We start from the raw sequence: 17,000 nt of genomic DNA, 5'->3' as shown, positions 1-17,000 counted from the left end.
CCGGCCGATACAGCAGGAGACCACCACCATGAAGGCGACTTCTTTGGGTGGCAGGCGGGCACTGGCGGCCTGCCTGTCAGCGATAATTTGGCTCTCGATCGATGTTGCGCATACGTCAGCGCAGATCGTCGGCGAAGCCGAGCGCAATGTATCGGAGATGGAGGACTTTCAGAACGAATGTGCGATCGCCATCAACCCGTCGAACCGGAACGAGCTGTTCGTCGCGTGCAACAAATCCGGTCCCGGTCTTTTCTTCGCCCGCAGCATCGATCGCGGCCATAGCTGGAGCTATCCCGATTCGGACAAGGCGATCGCTGACGGCGACCCAGGCCAGGGACCTCTCGCCTGCTGCGATCCGAGCGTCGCCTGGGATTCGTTCGGCAATCTCTACGTCACCTATTTGGCAAATGTCAGCGATATGGAGGACGACATCACCGGCGTGGTGACCCTAATCAGCACGGATGGGGGGCAGACATTCGAGATGCTGACGGAATTCGCAGGAAGCGCCGACCAACCAACTGTCGTGGCAGAAAACACAACTGCTGCCGGCGCGCCGGTTGCCGTCTGGATCGTGTGGTATCTGCCGCATCGAATGCGGGCGATGGGCGCGGCCGTAAACGGTCTTGGTCGTACCATGATCGGTCCGTTCCCTTCGACCCCGCAATCGGTTCCAGGCACGAATAGCTGCTCGTTCGGCGATGTCACGATCGCGCCCGACGGGACAGTCGTCCAGGCTTGCCAAGTTCCGAAGGCGGGCGAAGGCCCCGGGCATATAATGATCAATATCGACCCCGACGGTCTCGGGGCTCTCCCCTTCGGACCGGCGGTAGTGGCCACGCCGACGAACGTCGGAGGGATCGACTTCATCCCGCCGCAGGACTTTCATGGCGTCGACGCTGAAGCCGGCCTGGCCTACGACCGCAATCCCGCCAGCCCGCATTTTGGTCGACTATACCTCGTCTACACCGACGAAGTGGCCGACGAGGGCAACGACACTGACATCATGCTGCTATACTCGGACAACAATGGCGAGACATGGAACTCAACCCCGATCAGGGTGAATGACGACTCCTCTAGCCCTGTTCGCAGCCAGTTTCTGCCGAGAATCGCTGCCAATCCACTTTCAGGCAACATCCTGGTCTGCTGGCACGACGCTCGGAATTCGGCGAGCAACACCGAGATGCAGGAATTCTGCTCGGCTTCGACCCCAACGTCGTCCGTTCCGTCGTTCTTCCCCAACAAGCAGGTCGGGGCCGGAACCTCCAGCGGCACGGGTTCCTCGGCCGCCGGGAAGCATGACATACAGTATGGAGACTATTCCGGCCTCGATTACCTCCAAGGACGAGCTCATCCGGTATGGGCCGACCAATCTAACATCACCGGTGACAACCCTGACGGCACACTGACATGGGAGGCCGAATCCAACCGCGTTGGCGGCGGCCCGATGGCGAGCGAGGGGGACCCCCACATCACGACGGTCGATGGCATCCACTATGATTTCCAGGCATCCGGTGAATTTGTCGCGGCTCGTGCGGCAGATGGATTCGAGGTTCAGGTCCGGCAGACGGCAATACCGACCAGCTCTTTCCCGGGACAAAATCCTCATACTGGTCTCGCGACGTGCGTAAGCATCAATTCAGCCGTTGCGGCGCGGGTCGGCAAGCACCGCGTCACGTGGCAGCCGAGCCTCGTGGTCAGTGCCAACCCTTCCGGGATGGAGCTTCGGATCGATGGAGTTTCCACGCCTTTGATCGATGACGGGGTAGCACTCTCCGGAGGTGGGCGCGTCCTTCGTTCGGCCGTCGGCGGTATGGAAGTCGAGTTCCCAAATGGCGGGCTACTGGCGGCAACGCCCGGCTTCTGGCCCTCTCAGGGCAAGTGGTACCTCAACCTGAACCTCTCGGGGACCGATGCTTACGAGGGGATCATGGGCGCGCTGCCGGCCAACAGCTGGCTGCCGACCCTTCCGGACGGCTCGTCGCTCAGCGCGAGGCCGGCGTCCTTATCACAGCGCTATGATGTGCTCTATCGAGAATTCGCGCAGGCTTGGCGTGTCAGCGAGGCGAACAGCCTCTTCGACCGAGGGCAACCCGCACCCGAATTCGCGTCTGCAACGTGGCCGAAGGCTTCCCCACCCTGCGACGTCCCCGACCAGAAGTCCGGAGGGCCTGCTCATGAGAGCATTTCGCGGGATGTTTGCCGCGGGCTTGCCGACTATCAGAGGCGTCAGAATTGCATCTTCGACGTGGGGGTTACGGGCGAGACCGGATTTGCAGAAACCTATCTCAGGACCGAGCGTCTGGAACGTTGGGGAACGACTACGATCCTGGCTGCAGAGTCGAAACCGGAACAGAGCGGCGGCACGATCCAGCGCTTTTTCGTTGCGACCCCCGTGCCGAGATGGTTGCCCAGCAAAGAAGCCCCGACGGGGACAGTGCAGTTCTATGTCCGCGGCGAGCCGGCGGGCGAACCCGTGGCACTCGATGACACCGGGCGCGCAACTTGGGTGCCGAAGGATTTCGATCGGCAAAGCTATGAGGTCTCAGCTCGTTATATTCCGGCGAAAGAAAGCGCATTCCTCACTAGTATCAACGAGACAGCCAACAATCCCAAATGATGTTAATTTCTTGATACCACTGACCTACCCGCACGCCTGCATTATTTGCGTCATGTCGCCTTTTAGGATGGTCTCGGATACTGGGTGGAGACTCGCCTCGCTCAAGCCGCCTCGCTCGGAAAGCATCCTCTGGTTTCCAACGATGCCCAATTTCGGGGCGCCGGTGTTGGGGTCGATTGCCACGATCTTCACGACGCCAAACTTTGCGCCTGGCTCCACGTTTTGCGACACCCAGCTCGAGAAGGTCGTTCGCGCTGGGATGCACTAAATTGGCTTGCCGCTGAAACACATTCAGCGAAGTCCCCAAATCCTGACCGTCCGAGTACGGGGCCAAGTGACGCCTGCCTCGACAACTCTGAGTTCCTTATCCTCGCCGCCGATCTTCACCCATTCTGAGTGGAGAGCCTCAATCGCCGCCCGTCCCCGCGCGGGAGGCGCGTAGGGTGAGAAGGCTTCGCTGTCATCGGTGAAGATCGCGGCGCAACCGGTGGGGAGCCGGTGGCTCTGAGTGTGGCTACCGCCCACTCTACACTCGCTGCCCGGCGCCAGAGGCGGAGGATGAAGGCTCTTCGCTCGCCGATGCTGAGATTCAGGTTTTGCCTCCACCGCCCGGAGAGGAGGCGAAGGCGCGTGTCCTTCGCCTAAGCTGGACCTTTCGCAACAGCTACGGTGATGTTCCAGAGCGCGACGATATCAGGATCAATGTGGTAGTCAGCGCGGCGCGATCCCGGCAAACGGGGATCCGCCGCAAAGCGGCGAATATCCGAGCATCGAGCAGGCAAAGGGTACCAACGTCGAGGCCATTTCCGGCTCAGTCAGCTTAGCCGGCTCCAGCCTGTTGATCCAGAACGTTTCGTTTGCCGGTCACACCAAATGGAGCGATCCGACGTCGATGTTGCCGCGCACCTTCCAAATCGATCTACCTGGTGAATGCAACCGACGCACCTTGATTCGATTGGTGCCCAAACGGTTCTGCTTCGACCAGAGCGAAGCGGCATTTGGCGAGGCAGACCATTTGAACTACGCCGATGTTCAGTGTGACGACCTTCGATGATCCACTTGACGCGATCGAAAGCGGCTGATGAGCGCAAGGATTTGCGATAAGATGACTGGTGCTACATAGTCGCCGCACCAAGGAGGGTCCCAGAGCGTGACCACACCGGTTCCTTTGGCTAGCCCGATTTTGCCCAGCAGTCCCGCGAAGTCTGTTGCAGAGCGGCGTTATCTCACCATCCTGTTTTGTGACATCGTGGGGTCAACCGAATATGCCGACCGCCTAGATCCCGAGGATTTCCAACGCCTGATTGAGAGCTTTCTGCAGACCTGCAGCAGCGTTGTCCGGCGCCGCAAGGGTGTGACGGCTAGTTACATCGGCGACGCCGTCCAGGCCTATTTCGGCTATCCAAGAGCTGGCGAGGACGACAGCGAGTTCGCGGTGCTGGCGGCACTCGAGATCGTCGATGCGGTGGCCACCATCTCGGCAAATCAGGGATATCCGTTGCAAGTGAGGGTGGGGATCGCGAGCGGCCAAGTCGTGGTGGGGGAGTTCGTCGGCGCGCCGAGCGGCGTGTCCACTGTCGCCTTCGGCCACGTCGCGCATCTAGCGGCACGGCTGCAGGTACTGGCCAAGCCGAATACGGTCCTTGTCGACGCGGCGACCTTCGAGGCCGCGAGCGGCGCGATTGATTTCACCAAGTTCGGCAAACATGAGCTGAAGGGATTCGCCGAGCCAGTCCAGGTTTGGCAGGTGCAACGGGCGCGCATGGTGCCGACCCGCTTTGCAAAGCGTGCGCATATGACCAAGCTGTGCGGCCGCAATGCCGAATTGCGACTGCTGATGGAGCGCTGGGAGAGCGTCGTGCGCGACAGGCGCGGCAATGCGGTGTGGGTCTCGGGAGAGTCGGGAATCGGCAAATCCCGGTTGCTCAACGAGATCCAGCAGCGCCTGCGCAGCTTTCCGCAGCTGACCATGCAATGTTCTCCGACCTTCGAGAACAGCACCCTTTATCCATTCCTCGCAGAATTGCAGAGGATCGCAACGATCGAGGACGGTGACTCGACGGAAGAAAAGCTACGAAAGCTCAGCAACGGACTGTCGATAGGTTCGGTGTCCAGCGACGTCGCGCTGGCGATCTTCTCAAGCCTGCTCGGCATACCAACGACCAGGCCGGACAGGCTCGAGGGGATAAGCGCCGAACGACAGCGCAACATCGCCGAGCAGGCGTTCATGGATCTGATCAGTTATCTGGCGCGTGCTACCCCGATCCTGATCTTGTTCGAAGATGAACAATGGGCCGACGCGACCTCACGCGAGCTTCTCGACAAAATCGTCGCCGGGCTGGCTTCGACTCCTGCGCTGTTGCTTGTATCGAGCAGGAACAACGCAAGCGTTCCATGGTTCGACAGGCCGGATGTGCATCACATCAGGCTTGAAGCGCTCGGACGCGAGGATGCCGAAGCGATTGTCCACGATATTAGTCCGAATGCGCTCGCTGCTGATGTTTCAGTGGTGCTCGATCGCAGTGAAGGCGTCCCGCTCTATATCGAAGAGCTTACTCGGAGCGTGGTCGAAACGGGGTTGCGGCTGGACGTACCGCAGCCAAAGCGTTTGTCGCTTACGAACAACATTCCAAACTCCCTGCAGTTCTCGCTGCTTGCCCGCCTCGACAGGCTGGGGCCTGCCAAGGAAGTTGCGCAGATCGCAGCGGCGATCGGCCGCGAATTCGATTTCGACATACTGCGCGAGATTTGCGATTGGCCCGAAGCGGAGTTGCGCGCCGCAGTTGGTGACCTGATGCGCACGGGACTGATCGTAGCCGAGCGAGGGACAGCCGGCGCGGGCTTTTCGTTCACCCACGTGCTGCTGCAGCAGGCCGCTAGAGGCACGATGCTGCACGAACGTGCGCAGCAGATCCACAAATTGATTGCCGAATGTATCGAACTGCGCGACGACAACGCTGCTTTTGCCTATCCCGAAGTGCTCGCTGAGCACTTCGCCGACGCAGGTCTGTTTGATCGCGCCGCTGACTACTGGCTGCTGGCAGGGCTGAAGGCGGCTAAGACTTGGGCAAAAGTTGACGCAGTGCGTACCTTCAGGAAGGGGCTCGAAGCCGCGAAACTCTTGCCCGAATCCGATGATCGTAGCCGCAGGCTGCTTCGCTTCGAACTGGAGCTGGGCGATGTGCTCTACGCTGCGCTAGGCTATGTGACGGGCGAGGGCAGTGCCGCGTATCAGCGGGCCATTGCACTGAGCGAAAAGCTTGGCGAGCCGGAAGCGACGATCAGGGCGCTCGACGGGCTTTTCGGCACCCATTTCAACTCTGGCCAGTTTGGTAAGGCCCTCGCGGCCAGTGATGAGTTAATTCGAGTCGGCGAGGAGGGGGGCTACCTAAACGCGCTCGTCATAGGTCTGCAGTTCAAGGGGATGAGTCTGTTCTGTCAGGGCGAGTTGGCGGCGGCCCGGCAATATCTTGAGCGCGCTCTCAGCCACAAGGGCAGCGCAGACAAGGTCGGCAGCGACTTTCCGAGTATGGCCATGATCTACCTTTCCTGGACCTTGCATATTCTGGGGTATCGCCATCAAGCGCTGAAACTCTACCTCGAGGCGGAGGCGACCGTTCGGCAGCAGTCCGCCTATCGCTTGGCCGCCTGTTTGGGAAACGGGTGCGTGTTGTTCGCCTTCCGCGAAGAGAGCAGGGAGATCGCTCGACTGGCGGATGAACTCCTGCCGCTAGCGCAGGAAAACGGTTTCAATCTCTGGGCAAGGGTGGCGCGTTTTTTTGGCGGCCTAGCTGCATCGAACCTCAATGACAGTCTGGCGGGAAGCCACATGATGGCATTGACCGAGAGCGATCTTGAAGATCAGGAGGTCGACAAGTCGTGTTATTTAGGCTTACTGGCCAAGGCTTTCATGAACTCTGGGCAATTCAATATTGCGGCAGAGACCGTTGAGAAAGGTCTGCGAGAGGCCGAAAAGATTGGCGAGCATTACTTTACGGCTGCCTTGCTTCGCATTCGCGGTGAGATCGAACTTGCAAATGGAGTAGGAGACAGAGCGGCGGAGACTTCCTTCCGCGAGGCGATTGCCTTTGCGCGGCAGCAGAACGCTAGGAGTTGGGAGTTGCAGGCGGCCAATAGTCTGGCGAAGCTATTGCGGTCGCAGGGTAGGTTCGAAGAGGCCCGTGCGGAATTGCGGGAGGTCAACGATTGGTTCATCGCAGCAGACGTGGCGTAATCAACGGTGCATCACGTCTCTGCCGGCAGACGAGCGCGGCTTCGGCGACATCACGATCCTGACCGTGGCCGAGTATCGCGACTTGTCGCGCTGGCATACAGGCTCTACCGCAACTCCGTCGTGATGTTCGGCATCGGCCTATCTGGCTTTTCCTGCTCAAGGAAAGGCTTCCCTTCGGCATGCATGATGCGCGGCCTCAAAGACGGGACATCCACGGTCAGCCTCGGCAAAGACGGCCCTGGCGCAACCGCGACTTACAGTCTTACGCAGACCAATGTCCGCTTTCGGGTAGCGATGGCATTGATCTGAATGGCCGGCATTAAGGCGCAAAGCAGACCGGCCTTTGCGCGCGCCGTTCCACGCCACAGGCCTCAACCCCCTTTGAAAGGGCTTTACGTCATCAGCGACCTGGCCGCAGATGGGACTTGCCGATAGGAGATGGCGAATGCCAGTTCGGAGAGAAGTGAGGGCGCGAAAACAATCTATGCGACGGCGAAAATCGCCGTCCCAGCTCCTCACTCCCACTCGATTGTTCTGAGGGATGATAACGCATTGATCCATCGAGGAAAATCTTTCCGCTGACGACGAAGAACCGTGTCCCGGATCCGTCAGAAATTCTCGCTCTTGAATTCAAAGGAGAATTTCGGCGATCCGCGATTTGCTCGGGTTCAAAGACTTTCGATATCGGTTGGTCTATTTTCCTCGGAGTTCTCCGCAAAAGCGGCGTCTCCAGCCTGCCAAAAGACCGTCAGCGATGGTGAAGTCCGTCGCCGTCAGTAGTGTGGCCCTCGCGCCGGTTGCGATACGGCGCACCATTCGCGGATTGAACGACGCCGCTTCAAGCGATCGCAGCTCGGCTTCCGACCGGATTACGGCAAGCGTCGCCGGCGACTGCCGCGCGTCAGTCGCGCGATACGGACAGTCCCGCGAGAAGCGGCGCGTACGCGGCGAGCCTGCGGGAAACGAACTCGGTGAAGAGCCGCACGCGCTTCGTCTTGCGTGTCTCCCCCTGTGTGAGAAGCCAAACCGTTCCGTACATGTGCAGGTCGGTGCCCGGCACCCTCACCAGTAGGGGGTCGGCATCGCCAATGAAGCACGGCAGTGTCGTCATCCCGAGCCCTTGCCGTACAGCAACGATCTGCGCCTCGGCGTCCGTGGTCCTGAATGGAACCCCCGTGGTGCGAACCTCACCCTCGCTGGCCCATTCCGGAATTCCATGAATGCTTATGACGATCCACCGGATGGGATCAGGCGCGCCCGCACGCCACGCGGCTAGTCGATCGCAGGACATGTAGACGCCGCCGAACAGCTCCGGTCCCTTCAGGCCGTGAAGATTGAGCGGCAGGGTTTTGCGGTCGTAGACGACGCGGATCGCGACGTCGGCCTCTCGGTTGGTCAGATTTGCCAGCTCGCCGGACGACAAGATTTCCATCTCGATGTCCGGATGCAGACGCGCGAAATCGGCGAAGTCCGGCATGAGCAGGTGTGTCGCGAGGGGCGGTGCCAGCGTCACCCGCAGAAGCCCGCGCACGCTCTGGTCGCGCCCGAAGACGCGCGTCTCCAGCAGGTGCGACGACACTTCCATCTGGTCCGCGAACTGGAGGACCTCCTCGCCCGCAGCCGTCAGGCGGTAGCCCGAAGGCAGCTTTTCGAACATGTGCACCCCGAGGCGTTCCTCGAGCTGGGCGACGCGTCGCAGCACGGTCGAGTGGTTCACGCCGAGGCGCTCGGCGGCAGCCCGCACCGAGCCTCCGCGCGCGACGGCAAGAAAGTAGCGAATGTCATCCCAGTCGATCATGGTGCAATCCGGCACCGCGCGGTGCGCCTTCCAAAGCCCGTATCTAACACATCGAACAGCGGTACGGGCGGTCATCATAGCCTATGTCGACGAGCGCGGCCCAATTCCGAACGGCGGACACCGATCGTCGCGGCTGGCGTCAGTCGTCCAGCCGGATCGATTTCGCACCACCGATGTGCGCGCTTCCGCACTCAACAACGGACGCCGGCGGACCCATTTCGAGGTTCTCGGAGGCAGATGCTGTCCCGACACCACGAAAGGAGAAGTCATGGGAAAGCTTGAGGGTAAGATTGCGGTCATCACGGGTGGATCGAGCGGCATGGCGCTGGCGAGCGCCAGGCGGTTCGTTGAAGAAGGCGCCTATGTTTTCATCACCGGCCGGAGACAGGAGGCGCTGGACGAGGCCGTCAAGCTGATCGGCCGGAACGTGACCGGCGTGCGCGGCGACGCGTCCAATCTCGACGACCTCGACCGCCTGTTCGATACAGTCAAGCGGGTAAAGGGCAAGATCGACGTCCTGTACGCGAGCGCCGGCATGGGCGAAGCCGTCCCACTGGGCGAGATTACCGAGCAGCACTTCGATGCGGCCTTCAACCTGAATGCGCGCGGCACGCTGTTTGCGGTTCAGAAGGCGTTGCCGTTGTTCAACGATGGCGGATCGATCTTCATGACCGGGTCAGTTGCTTCGATCAAAGGTTTTCCTGGTTTCAGCGTGTATGCGGCGAGCAAGGCGGCGTTGCTCGCATTCGCACGCGGGTGGCTCAACGAACTGAAGGGCAGGAATATCCGGGTGAACGTGCTGAGCCCGGGGCCGATCGCCACACCGATGCAGGACCAGGTTCTAACCGAGGAGGCGAAGCGGATGTTCGAATCCGTGATCCCGCGGGGAAAGATGGGGCGTCCTGAGGAAATTGCTGCGGCCGCGGTATTTCTTGCTTCAGACGATTCGAGCTTCGTGAATGGGGTGGAGTTGTCTGTCGACGGCGGCCTCTCGGCCATCTGAAAGGTGGGGGAATCAATATCAACACGGATCGGAGAAGTATTATGAGCTATGCGATTGTAGGATTCGGTAAGATAGGCCAGGCCCTCGCCCACGCCTTCGCCCGTAAAAACATCGACGTGACCGTCGCGAGCCGCCGGGCGCCCGAGGCGTTGGCGCCGCAGGCTCGGGCGATTGGACCCACGGTCGTCGCCAAGTCGCTGCGGGATGCACTCGAGGCCGACACAATCATCTTGGCGGTCCCGTTCGGGGAGCATCGCGAGGTTGCGAAGGCCCTGCCGAGCTGGAAAGGCAAGACGGTCATCGACGCGATGAACGCGTTAGTTCCCCTTGAGGACCTGGACGGTCTCCCGTCCTCCGCCTTCGTTGCGAAGTCGTTCACCGGCGCCAAGTTCGTGAAAGGTTTCAATCACCTGGTTGCGGCCACCCTGGCTGCCGATCCGGTCGTCGAAGGCGGCCACCGGGTCGTCTTTCTATCGAGCGACGACGAGGACGCGACCGCTCCCGTGGCGGCCTTGGCCAAACTACTGGGATTCGCACCCGTCGAACTGGGAAAGCTCAACGAGGGTGGCGCGCTGGTGCATGCACGCGGCCGCACTTGGGGCCAGCTCGTCTTCCAGGATTTGTTCAAGAAGGAGCAGTAATCGATCTACGACCGTGTGATTTGGCCCAAGAAGTACGATTCCGAAAAGTCGGCCATCTATGCGCTCAATGACATCGACGTGAAGGCCCCCCTCAAGCGGCGTGACGCCCGACGGAGCGGCGGATCAACCCTTTTTCATGCGGTGTGCTCAACCAGGATTGCGATGGCTTAAGTGCTTGTGCCTCTGTCGCTTTCAGTGGCAGCGATATTAGGCGCCATTCACCGTGACACGGCCCAGTCGAGCACCACGAACGGTTCATCGATCTCTCTGTTGAGCAGCGCGCCATAGACAGCAGACGGGTCACTGGGATCCAAGCCGCGGACCAAGCCGTCCACCGGGATACGTCCTTCCGATAACCATTTCAGCGCCTTGGCCAGGCCGGTAAAGGTGCTATGCGAGGCGTTGTTGTACCCCTCGTAAAGTTCCTCCCACACGAAGCTACGGGCAAGGATCGGAACTTCCCATTCCCAGCCGCTGCGTAAAACTACGAAATTGAAGAACACTGCGTGGAGTATCTCTTGCGCCAAAATGGCCGTATTCGCCTTCCACGGCACACCGACCAACACGACCTCGCCGCGCTTTCGCACAACTTTGCAGCCGTCGAGCACTGCCCGTTCATGTCCCGAGCAATCGATCACAAGAGCGACCGAGCCGACATAGGCCGGATCGCCTACCGGCATAGTTGGGAGCGTGTTGAGGATGCCCGACCGTAGCGCTTGAGCCCGCCGTTTTTCATCTGGCTCGACAACGGTAACCTCGTAACCGGCGATCCGGCACTGGTGCGCTGCCAGGTAGCCGATAGGACCGGCGCCGCAGACGATGACCTTGTCGCCGGGCCGCGCCGTCGTGGTCATTAGCGTGGTCATCGCCACTCCCATCAGGCGAGCCACGACCGCTTTCTCTGGCGTCATACCATCAGGAAGCTTGAGTACGTAGCGCGCATCGCACCTCTGGGTTGACCGGTGGGCGCCCATGCATAGCAGCCGGTCGCCCGGCTTGATACCGGAGACGGCCGAGCCGATCTCCTCGGCCTCGAACACAGCGGCATAGCCTGGACGAACTGGGAAATCGCCGCCATCGGCCCACGCAAGTTCGGTGCCAGGGCTAACCAGGGTCACCAATGTTGGACCACGTACTTCATTTGGCGCGGTTGGAGTGTCGTCGTAATCTGCTAGTTCAAACTTGCGCTTCCCGGTGAAGACGATCTCTCGTCCCATGGCGTCCTCCAATGGATTCGACGTGACCGCAATCTCCGGGCCGAATGGCCTGCCCGCTTTGTGTGTCAAAGATGTGCAGTCTGTCGGGATCAAAAGCGATGCGGACATTTTGCTGCCCGGCGGTGGGCCTGTCCGACGCAGGTACCTGCGCCACAAGCGCCTGCCCGCCCGCGCTGAGGTTTAGCAGTGCCTCTGTGCCGAGATATTCGACGACCTCGATCGAGGCGTCATAAGAGGTCGTCGCGGCGTCGCTACTCACCAGCCGGATGTCAGATGGTCGCACCCCAATGGTGACCTGCTGTGCCGTTTTGAGGACCCGACTCAGAGCGTTTGGTGCCGGAATCTGCAATGAGCCACAGGTAAGCGCTGCCCCCCCGCCAGAAGCCGCTACGACACCCGGCATGAGGTTCATCGCGGGACTGCCGATGAAGCTGGCGACGAACAGATTGCGCGGCAGCGAGAAAACCTCCTCCGGCGACCCGATCTGTTCTATGCGGCCATCCTTCATGATGACGATCTTGTCGGCCAGTGTCATCGCCTCGATCTGGTCGTGGGTGACATAAAGGATCGTGGTGCCAAGCCGTTTGTGTAGCTTCGCAATCTCCACGCGCACCTGCGTGCGCAGCTTTGCGTCAAGATTGGAAAGCGGCTCGTCGAACAAGAAAACCTTCGGCGTTCGCACCATTGCGCGCGCCATGGCGACGCGCTGCCGCTGGCCGCCTGAAAGCTGTGAGGGTTTTCGCGCCAGGAGCGGTTCGAGGCCGAGAATACGCGCAGCTTCGCCGATACGACCTTCCGCTTCAGTCGCGGAGAGTCTTTGCGGCTTTAGCGCGAACTCCATGTTCTGGCGGACGGTCATATGTGGGTAGAGCGCATAGTTCTGGAAGACCATCGCGATCTGCCGGTCCTTTGGCTGGACATCATTCACCCGGCGGCCCGCGATCTCAAGTTCGCCGCCCGAAATGTCCTCAAGTCCGGCGACCATGCGAAGGGTGGTGGTCTTGCCGCAGCCTGAGGGGCCAAGCAGGACGACGAACTCGCCCTCCTCGACGGCCAGGTCGATACCGTGCACAACTTCGACTTGGCCATATCGCTTGACCACATTTCGCAACGTCACCGACGACATTGACGTCCTCCTCTGGAATTGATTGCCGGTATCGCACTCATCCCTTGACCGACCCCATGGTCAGGCCCTTCACGAGCCAGCGCTGGCAGGTGAGAACAAAGATCACGCCTGGAACGAGGACGACTAAAGACCCCGCCATGATGCGGCCCCACTGGACCGCATCGCTCGACCAGAAGGACATGACCGCCACCGTCACAGTCTGGGCTTTCGATCCCGTCAGCATCAGCGCGAACAGAAACTCGTTCCATGAGAAGATGAAACAGAACACCGCGGACACGGCGAGCCCGGGAGCCGTCAGCGGAAGGGTCACGTAAAGAAAGGTCGCGAACACGCCGTGACCGTCGACCTGGGCCGCCTCCTCCAGCGCCTCCGGCACCTCGTCGAAAAATCCTTTCATCAGCCAAACAGTGAGCGGGATGTTGAAAGTTGAGTAGACGATTATGAGAGCCAGCGGCGTGTCAAGCAGGCCGAGCGACTGGAAGATGATGTAGTAGGGAACTACGACCGCGATGGGCGGAAACATGCGCATCGACAGGATCCAGAAAGCTACATCGTTGATCCATCTGCTCTTGATGCGCGAGATGGCATAGGCGGCGAGCGTCCCAACGGTGAGGCTGAAAGCGGTCGAACCAAGCGCCACGATCAGGCTGTTCAGGATTTGCAGGTGAAACGGCCGCATCGTGAAGAGGTCATAATAGTTGTCGAGCGTCGGCGTGAAGATGAAGGCTGGCGGTTTGGAAAACATGAGCGCGGCCGGCTTCAGCGAGGACACCAGGATCAGATAGATCGGCGTCATGAAAATAATGAGCACGACGCTTAGCAGCAGGTAGACGAGAAGCTTTTCGCGAACACTCGATGTCATGGCGATTTCCCCCCTCACCGCGCCTGAGTGACCTGGCTGCGCTGCATGGACTTGAAAAAGAATGTGATCAGGACAGTGATAATGATGAGCGACACAAAAGACGCAGCCGCCCCGACGCCCATGCGCCAGAAGGTGAAACTTTGCCGATATATGTAAAGCGACATGACCTCGGTCGCGTCGCCCGGCCCGCCTTTTGTCAGCACGTAGATGATGTCGTAAATTTTGAAGGCGTCGATGGCACGCAGGAATAGCAAGCTTATGAGAACTGGCTTGAGCTGCGGTAATGTCACGTAGCGGAACACATCCCAACGCGAATTGCCGTCTATGCGTGCGGCCTCATAAGGTTCCGGCGAAAGGCTCTGCAACGCCGCAGCGGTACCCATCATGATGAAGGGCGTCCACTGCCAGATATCGGCGATCGCTATGGCGGTGAGCGCCCAGCGGGTGCTGGTAATCCAAGGTACGGGCCCCAGGCCAACGAGACCGATGAAATAGTTGAGATAGCCTAGCTCGGGAAAATAGAGGAAGAGCCAGACCAACCCAACGACGACTGGCGAAATCATCATCGGGATAAGCAGCAATGTTCTTGCCACCGCCATGCCGGGCAACTTCTGGGTCACGAGCAGGGCAATCCCCACCCCAAGCACAAGCTGTACGGACAACGTCATCGCCATCAGCTTGAACGTCGTCAGCAGCGCATGGAAGAATGCCTGCGACGTCAGGATCTCGAGATAGTTGGCAAGTCCGACGAAAATTCGCGGGATGAAGGGCTTGGAAAGGTCGTAATTGCGAAAGCTCAGCCACAACGCGTAGACCATCGGGTAGATGGTCGTGACGAACAGAATGAGGACGGCTGGCAAAAGAAATATCAGCGCGATTCTCTGGTTACGGCCGGCAGTGTGGCTCATACGGCTCTTCCTCCCTCTCCCATTTGAAGGAACCCGCCCTGACCGCGAAAGATCGGGGCGGGTAGACCACAACTACTTCGCAAGAACCTCGGCCGGTACGTCCTGAATCCAGCGCAGACGCTGTTCCAGCGGAAAGATCGAGAGCCGCGAGTTGACGGCATTGCATGCGTTGGAAAGCGCTTCCAGAGCAGTCGGCGTTTCACCTGCCATGTACTTGCTCAGCTCCACACCAAAGTTCTCTTCCATATCCTGATAAAAGGGATGGAAGATGCGGCGGCGAGCATTGACCTGGCTGTCGAGAAGCACCTTGTAGTAGGGATATTTTTTCTGCAGCGCCGGGTCAGACAGGATCGACTTGCGGAACTGGCTGACGCCGCTTCCCTCGTCAGCGAACCGCCTCATTATTTTTTCGCTGGTCGCCCACTTGATGAACTCCCATGCGGCATCCTTTTCCTTGTCCGAAGACTTGGCATTTATGGCGAAGCCAAGGGTGCCGGTATAGGTCGGCTGGGGCCCCGCGTCAGATACAGGACTTTCTGCAAAACCCGCCTTGCCAATCGTAGCAAGCGTCGCTTCCTTGGGGTTCGTCAGGCGTACCGAACGCACGCTCCAGTAGGCCGCCTCGGCAGCTTCACCGCGCTCCATGAAGCCCGACTGAATGTCCCACATCAGACCGAGATAGTCCGGCGGATTGAACGGAATGAGGGACTTCATGTACTCCGCGGCCTTGACATGCGCGTCACTCGTCATGGCGCACAGCCCAGTCTTCGGGTCCCAGTAATCACCACCGAACGAGCGCATGAATGGAAAGTAGTCGTGAGTGATAGCACCCTGGACACGGCTATAGGATTGGCTCGCGCCATAGAGGTCGAAATCGAGCGGCTTGCCGCCGGCAAGCTCACCTTTCTTGCGTGTGAAGAATTCCGCGATATCGCGATATTGAGCCCATGTCTTGGCAGGCGCCAGGTCATAGCCATACTTCTTCTTGAAGTTGGCCTGCTCATCAGCATTCTCGAGCAAATCAGCTCGATATTGCTGCATCCAGATCATGCCTGAAGCCGGGAAAGCGAGAAGCTTGCCCTGCCAGGTGTTTTCCTGCAGTTGGACTGGAATGATATCATCCAACCCGATCTCCTTGGCATCACGCTTGGCGCGGGCGGTCATATCCTCCAACGCCCCTGCTTCACCCAAAAGACCGACCCACGGGCTGTCGACCCAAAGCAGTTGATATGTCGGACTGCTCGAGCTCGCCTCGACCACAATCTTGTCGATGAGGCCGGGATACGGGAGTTGATCGATATGGACTTTTATCCCCGTCTGCTTCTCGAATTCGCCGACGATTGGCGCGACACGGGTGACGGACGTGTCCCCTATGCCGAGCATTTTCAGCTCGACCCCGGCGAAAGGTTTGTCATCAGCCAGGGCGGTTCCGCCTAAAAGCGTCGCCATACTGGCTGCCCAGACCATTGTTTTCCATTGCACCATTAGCTTGATCCTCCATTGGCTTGCGTTGCAGAAAAAATCTTGCCGATGCGATTGCCGATCGAAAAATCGGGCTCCCCAAGCGCAAGCATCGAGAGAGATGGCCCGGTCCTCTGGTCTTCAGCTATTCGCCGATCGGAGACCACATTTTCGGACCGCCGCCCTGCTCGTAGCCCATCGGGCCGGTCGTGCTCACCAATTCAAGAAACTGGCCCCAAGGCGTCCGCAGATAGACCCATGTCAGGCCCTTCATCGGACCCGATGAAATCAGTGTCGGCCCCTCCAGGACGTCGACACCCGCGGCGCGCAAGCGATCGGCCGCAGCGACTGCGTCGTCGACGGCAAGAGCGAGATGAAACGCGCCGACTTCGCTGTTGCGTTTGATTTTGCCGGGTTCGGCTTCGCCGCTATATTCGAAGAGTTCAAGATTGCCGCCATTCCCGCACCGAATGACCCGTTGGTCCTTGATGCGGCGACCAGGGGGCACGCCCAACCGGCGGGCCATGAAGGTATCGTCGACGTCGACGCTGCCGCATTCCATGACGGTCACCGCACCGAACATCGTCTGAAAGAAACGCACTGCCTCTTCCATGTCCGGCACGGTCAGGCCGATATGCTGGATGCCGTGAACCTTGATCATCTCTGCTCCCCTTCGTCTGCCATGCTCATTCAATTAAGCTATCTGAGGCAGCTCGTTTGTAACTAATTAGTTATTTCATAGCGCCGCCTGACTGTCAACCGACAAGACGCGATCCCGGGCTCTCTTAACGCTTCGTCGAAGCGTGGAACCGTCGTTCCGTTCCCGAGCGGAGACTGCAGGAGCAAGCGCCGGCTTGCCGGCCACGCAGGTCGACGGCCGCTCGCCTGTTCGGCGCGTTGGCGTAGGGGAATTGACGGCATGATGCATGGGTCGCAGACACGCAGCCCTTCCAGGCCATGCACCTTTAGGTCGGCGCCTCTAGCTCCATCGAGCGAAATGCGCAATCGCGCCCAGAACCTCGACTGGCCGATCCTCAGACGGACCCCGTAATCGTCAAAGCGCCTTCTGCAACTCCGGCAGGATGACGAAGAGATCGCCGACGAGACCGTAATCGGCAACCTGGAAGATCGGC

The 17,000-nt window shown here is 59.8% G+C and carries 11 protein-coding genes; 4 read left to right on the top strand and 7 right to left on the bottom strand.

All coding sequences use genetic code 11. From position 1 onward, the window contains the following. Nucleotides 1–28 precede the first annotated feature (28 nt). Together EH240_RS13125 and EH240_RS13120 are read left to right on the top strand one after the other, a co-directional pair. Nucleotides 29–2,617 (top strand): hypothetical protein, encoded by a 2,589-nt coding sequence (locus EH240_RS13125; RefSeq protein ID WP_124998827.1) that lies wholly within the window; start codon nt 29–31, stop codon nt 2,615–2,617. Between the two features lie 1,150 nt (nt 2,618–3,767). Then, nucleotides 3,768–6,851, top strand: a complete 3,084-nt coding sequence (locus EH240_RS13120; protein ID WP_124998825.1) for an ATP-binding protein — start codon at nt 3,768–3,770, stop codon at nt 6,849–6,851. A gap of 901 nt (nt 6,852–7,752) precedes the next feature. Here the strand turns inward: EH240_RS13120 and EH240_RS13115 are convergent. Next, nucleotides 7,753–8,649: a LysR family transcriptional regulator gene (locus EH240_RS13115; protein WP_124998824.1), complete on the bottom strand. Its 897-nt coding sequence runs from the start codon at nt 8,647–8,649 to the stop codon at nt 7,753–7,755. A gap of 268 nt (nt 8,650–8,917) precedes the next feature. Here EH240_RS13115 and EH240_RS13110 point away from each other — a divergent pair, with 268 nt between their 5' ends. Further along, nucleotides 8,918–9,652 carry an SDR family NAD(P)-dependent oxidoreductase gene (locus EH240_RS13110; protein WP_124998822.1) on the top strand — a complete coding sequence of 245 codons (735 nt, stop codon included), beginning with the start codon at nt 8,918–8,920 and terminating at the stop codon, nt 9,650–9,652. Nucleotides 9,653–9,693: 41 nt separating this feature from the next. Further along, nucleotides 9,694–10,293, top strand: coding sequence for an NADPH-dependent F420 reductase (locus tag EH240_RS13105; protein WP_124998820.1), 600 nt, complete (start codon nt 9,694–9,696; stop codon nt 10,291–10,293). 218 nt (nt 10,294–10,511) lie between these two features. Here the strand turns inward: EH240_RS13105 and EH240_RS13095 are convergent, their stop codons facing one another. The 6 genes from EH240_RS13095 to EH240_RS13070 form a co-directional block, all read right to left on the bottom strand. Then, on the bottom strand, nt 10,512–11,510 hold the full coding sequence (locus EH240_RS13095; protein ID WP_124998818.1) for a zinc-binding dehydrogenase: 999 nt from the start codon (nt 11,508–11,510) through the stop codon (nt 10,512–10,514). Further along, the gene (locus tag EH240_RS13090; protein ID WP_124998816.1) at nt 11,470–12,636 is read right to left on the bottom strand and encodes an ABC transporter ATP-binding protein; all 1,167 of its coding nucleotides are present in this window, start codon (nt 12,634–12,636) and stop codon (nt 11,470–11,472) included. The genes EH240_RS13095 and EH240_RS13090 overlap by 41 nt, the downstream gene beginning before the upstream one ends. A gap of 37 nt (nt 12,637–12,673) precedes the next feature. Beyond that, nucleotides 12,674–13,498 carry a carbohydrate ABC transporter permease gene (locus tag EH240_RS13085; RefSeq protein WP_124998814.1) on the bottom strand — a complete coding sequence of 275 codons (825 nt, stop codon included), beginning with the start codon at nt 13,496–13,498 and terminating at the stop codon, nt 12,674–12,676. Between the two features lie 14 nt (nt 13,499–13,512). Beyond that, a complete protein-coding gene (locus EH240_RS13080; protein ID WP_124998812.1) occupies nt 13,513–14,406 on the bottom strand; it encodes a carbohydrate ABC transporter permease in 894 nt (297 codons plus the stop codon). A gap of 72 nt (nt 14,407–14,478) precedes the next feature. Continuing rightward, nucleotides 14,479–15,891, bottom strand: coding sequence for an extracellular solute-binding protein (locus EH240_RS13075; RefSeq protein WP_245435991.1), 1,413 nt, complete (start codon nt 15,889–15,891; stop codon nt 14,479–14,481). Nucleotides 15,892–16,012: 121 nt separating this feature from the next. Continuing rightward, nucleotides 16,013–16,528 (bottom strand): VOC family protein, encoded by a 516-nt coding sequence (locus EH240_RS13070; RefSeq protein WP_124998810.1) that lies wholly within the window; start codon nt 16,526–16,528, stop codon nt 16,013–16,015. Nucleotides 16,529–17,000 lie beyond the last annotated feature (472 nt).

Origin of the sequence: Mesorhizobium tamadayense (assembly GCF_003863365.1) — a bacterium.
Lineage (GTDB): Bacteria > Pseudomonadota > Alphaproteobacteria > Rhizobiales > Rhizobiaceae > Mesorhizobium > Mesorhizobium tamadayense.
Note: the sequence above shows the minus strand (reverse complement) of the source record. Positions and strands in the feature narration are given on the sequence as shown.